General features: G+C 69.3%; 3 protein-coding genes and 1 pseudogene. All 4 read right to left on the bottom strand.

The window, feature by feature from the left end; translation table 11 throughout:
* Positions 1-326 (bottom strand): annotated as a pseudogene (locus ACE3TU_RS20480) (hypothetical protein); the annotation flags it as partial.
* Positions 323-1,147 (bottom strand): hypothetical protein, encoded by an 825-nt coding sequence (locus tag ACE3TU_RS20475; protein WP_374627615.1) that lies wholly within the window; start codon positions 1,145-1,147, stop codon positions 323-325. The pseudogene ACE3TU_RS20480 and the gene ACE3TU_RS20475, both read right to left, overlap by 4 nt.
* On the bottom strand, positions 1,122-2,639 hold the full coding sequence (locus ACE3TU_RS20470; protein WP_374627613.1) for a tryptophan halogenase family protein: 1,518 nt from the start codon (positions 2,637-2,639) through the stop codon (positions 1,122-1,124). Before ACE3TU_RS20470 ends, ACE3TU_RS20475 begins: the two co-directional genes overlap by 26 nt.
* A complete protein-coding gene (locus ACE3TU_RS20465) occupies positions 2,636-3,268 on the bottom strand; it encodes a uridine kinase (RefSeq protein ID WP_374627611.1) in 633 nt (210 codons plus the stop codon). The genes ACE3TU_RS20470 and ACE3TU_RS20465 overlap by 4 nt, the downstream gene beginning before the upstream one ends.
* Positions 3,269-3,393 lie beyond the last annotated feature (125 nt).

Below are 3,393 nucleotides of genomic sequence, written 5' to 3'. Positions count from 1 at the left end.
CGCACGAAGGGCGACAGCACCGACAGCACGCGCGGTATCGAGAGCGAACGATCCAGCCGGTCATAGTCGTAGAAATAGAACTCGAAGCTCAGCCTGCCGTCGGCCAGCTTGACCCCGTAGACCGTGCGGAATGCGCCGAGCCCGCGGCGCAATTCGCCGCAGGCGGCCGCGAGGCGCGGATCGGCGCCGGCGGCATGGAGCGCCAGCCAGAGCAGGCTCGACTGCCGCCACTTGCCGCCGACCGGGGCCGGCGGATCGTAGGGCCACTGGCAGTAGTCGGCATAACGATCGCCGGGAAGGACCGGCTCGCACCAGGTCGGCGTCATCTCGGGCCACCCCCGTAGTAGAGGGTCAGGAACGGCCGACCATCGCGGCCCCGTCCGCCGGAGAGATGGCCGAGGACCTCTGCGGAGGGCAGCCGCGAGAGCCTGTCCCGATCCACCCGATCGAAGCCGAAGGCGGTTGCGAGTTCGCTCATCGCGTCGCCGAAGGAACCGACGGTGAAGCCGGCATCGTAGACCTTGAGATCGAACGAGCGCCGATCGGTGCCTTGCTCAGTGACCTCGAGGAACAGCCGGTCCTGCGCCGGGAGCCGGCCGGCCGCGCGATGGAACACCGACACGACGAGATCGGCCGCGGGATGATCGCCCAGCAGGTCGAAGATGCGGTCGACGGTATCGGTGACCGACAGGGTCGGGTCGGCTTCGTACAGCGAGACCGCCGCGCCCTCGGCAGAGTCGGGGTCCCACTTGACGGCACGATGGACGAGCAGGCGTCGCCCTTCCCGGCGCGCCCGGTTCCAGTCGCCGACGACGGCGGCGAACTCGCAATAGAGCTTCAGTATGGCGCCTTCGGCACGGCTGCCCTCGTAGCCGAAATGCAGGACGTCGGCAGTCTCGAGATCGAAGGACAGGATGGCGGCCGCCTCGGAGTCGAGGCCGAGAGTCTCGGCCATTTCGACGATGTCGGCCACCGCCCCGGGCGCGAGCGCGGCGATCGGCGCCGAGAGCAGAAAGCGGTCGGTGAGCAGCGCGCCGGGCACCAGCTTGGCGGACGCTTCGCCCATGAGCGGCACGCCGAGGGCCTCGGCAAACCGCCTCAAGCGCAGTTCGGCGGCCGACTCAGGAGTTTGCCGGATGGATGACATCGAGCAGGTCCACGTGTCGGGGAAGGGTTTCGGCAATCACGGCGTTGTGGCGGCGCAGTCCCGCCAGGGTCTCATCGATATCGCGCGCCGGAGGCAGGGCCGTGCGCGGGTGCGGACGCTTCGGATAACGTCCGGACCCGTCGAGGATGAGGTAGTAGCTGGTGTCGGCAAAGACGTTGGCCTCGACGGGCTCGATCTGGCCGAACTCGTCGTAAAGCGCCAGCAGGCGCTCGAGGCTTGGCGTGAGCGGCACCTCGCGGGCATCTCGCCAGAACGGCTCGGTGCGTCGGGTGAAGCGATAGTGCAGCATGATGAAGTCGCGCACCTCGTCGAAGATGCGGCCCAGGCGATCGTTGTAGGCGTCGCGCAGCACCGGGTTGATGCCGATTCCGGGCCAGTACTCGAACAGCAACTCGACGCCGCGCAGGGTCGTATGCAGACCGGTCGACTCGATGGGCTCGACGAATCCCCCGGCAAGCCCGATGGCCACGCAGTTGCGGTTCCAGAAGCGGGTGCGCCGGCCGATGCGCATCCGGAGGAGGCGGGGATCGGCCAAGCCCCGCCGCTGCGTACCGACCTGGGCAACGAGGGTCTCGGCGGCGCGATCCGGATCGACATGCGCGCTCGAATGCACGTAGCCCATGCCGGTGCGGGTGGCGAGCGCGATCTGCCAGACCCAGCCACCCCCCGGCATGGCGGTCGAGTGGGTATAGGGCGGCACCTCGTCGCTCCGGGTCACCGGCATGACGACGGCACGGTCGTTGAGCAACTGGTGGTTCCAGTCGATCCAGGGGTCGGCAAGGGCCCCTTCCGCGAGGACGCCGCGAAAGCCGGTGCAGTCGATATAGAGATCGGCAGACAGGCGGCGGCCGCCGCCGATACCGATGCCGGCGATGGAACCATCCGGCGTCAATTCGACCTGCTGCACCTCGCCCAGGAGGTGCTCGACCCCGTCGCCCGTCGCGATCTCGCGCAGGTAGGCCGCGAGGGCGCCAGCGTCGAGATGGTAGGCGTAGGCGCCCGCATCGATGATCGGCGAGGTCGCATGGAGCGGACGCGGCCCCTTGCCGGCTTCGGCCAGCAGCCGCTGCAGCGCGTACTCGGAATATGGAGCAGTTGCCGCTCCCGCGGCGCGACGGGCGAACCAGTAGTGAAACAGATCGTTGCCGGCGACGCGCGGACCCACGGGACCGAAGGGGTGCCAATAGGTGTGCCCGTCCTCGATCCAGTCGGAGAAGCGGATGGCGAGCTTGTAGCTGCCGGCGACCCGCCGCATGAACTCGGCCTCATCGAGCCCCATGGCGCGCACGAAGCGCACCATGGAGGGTATGGTGGCCTCGCCCACGCCGATGGTGCCGATATCGGGGGATTCGACCAGGGTGACCCGGACCCGCTGCCGACGCAGCATGCGCGCGAGGTAGCTCGCCGCTATCCAGCCGGCGGACCCGCCGCCGACGACCAGGATCGAACCGATGGACGGCGGCAGGCTCATGGGGCGGCCCTGCTGCCGGCGGCGCGACGGACGAGGAAGGCGACGATCTGCTCGACGCCGTCCTCGAGGGCGGTGCCGGGCGCGATCACCAGGTCGGCGAGCGGCAGCACGCGCTGGCGCTGCATCGCGACGGCCGGCCGGACAATCGCCAGGTAGTGCGACAGGTAGCTGTCGAGCCAGCCGACGAAGCGCCTGGCGCCGCCCGGTCCGGGATCGGCGACCTGATCGGCGACGAACTGCCTGAGCTTGCGCGCCAGCGCCTCGTCGGCGGGGGTATCGATGAACACCGAGGTGTCGATGAAGGCGGCAGTGGCCGCGTGCGCGCGGCCGAACGGGGTCTCGAAGACCACCAGCGGCCGCGGCTGCAGCTGGCCGCCCTTCATCCGATCCGGAATGGGGCGCCCCTCGGAAAGGGCCGCGAGATCGGCGACCAGTTCGGGCACGATCACCCGGTCGTAGGGGCCGCCGGCAGCGAGCCACTCGCGCACCGCCGAGGGCTCCATGTCGGTCATCCGGTCGTAGGCATCGTACTCGACCAGCGCCGCGCCCAGGCGGTTCGCCAGGGCCGCCGCGAAGGTCGACTTGCCGCCTCCGGGGGGCGATGAAAGGGCGACGATGCGGGGTCTCATCGGCGTCCTGCCCTTCTTCCGCTCACGACGTGGAACGGCATGTCGATCTCGATGCCGCCGGTCTCGATGTCGACGAATCCCAGCTCGGCCAGCAGTTCAGCATAGACCGACGGCGCTCGGTAGAA

It is taken from the genome of Devosia sp., assembly GCF_041917035.1.
Lineage (GTDB): Bacteria > Pseudomonadota > Alphaproteobacteria > Rhizobiales > Devosiaceae > Devosia_A.
Note: the sequence above shows the minus strand (reverse complement) of the source record. Positions and strands in the feature narration are given on the sequence as shown.

Coding starts and splice junctions, on each gene's coding strand:
- ACE3TU_RS20465 (WP_374627611.1), bottom strand. CDS start 3,268: ATGAGACCCCGCATCGTCGCCCTTTCATCGCCCCCCGGAGGCGGCAAG.
- ACE3TU_RS20470 (WP_374627613.1), bottom strand. CDS start 2,639: ATGAGCCTGCCGCCGTCCATCGGTTCGATCCTGGTCGTCGGCGGCGGG.
- ACE3TU_RS20475 (WP_374627615.1), bottom strand. CDS start 1,147: ATGTCATCCATCCGGCAAACTCCTGAGTCGGCCGCCGAACTGCGCTTG.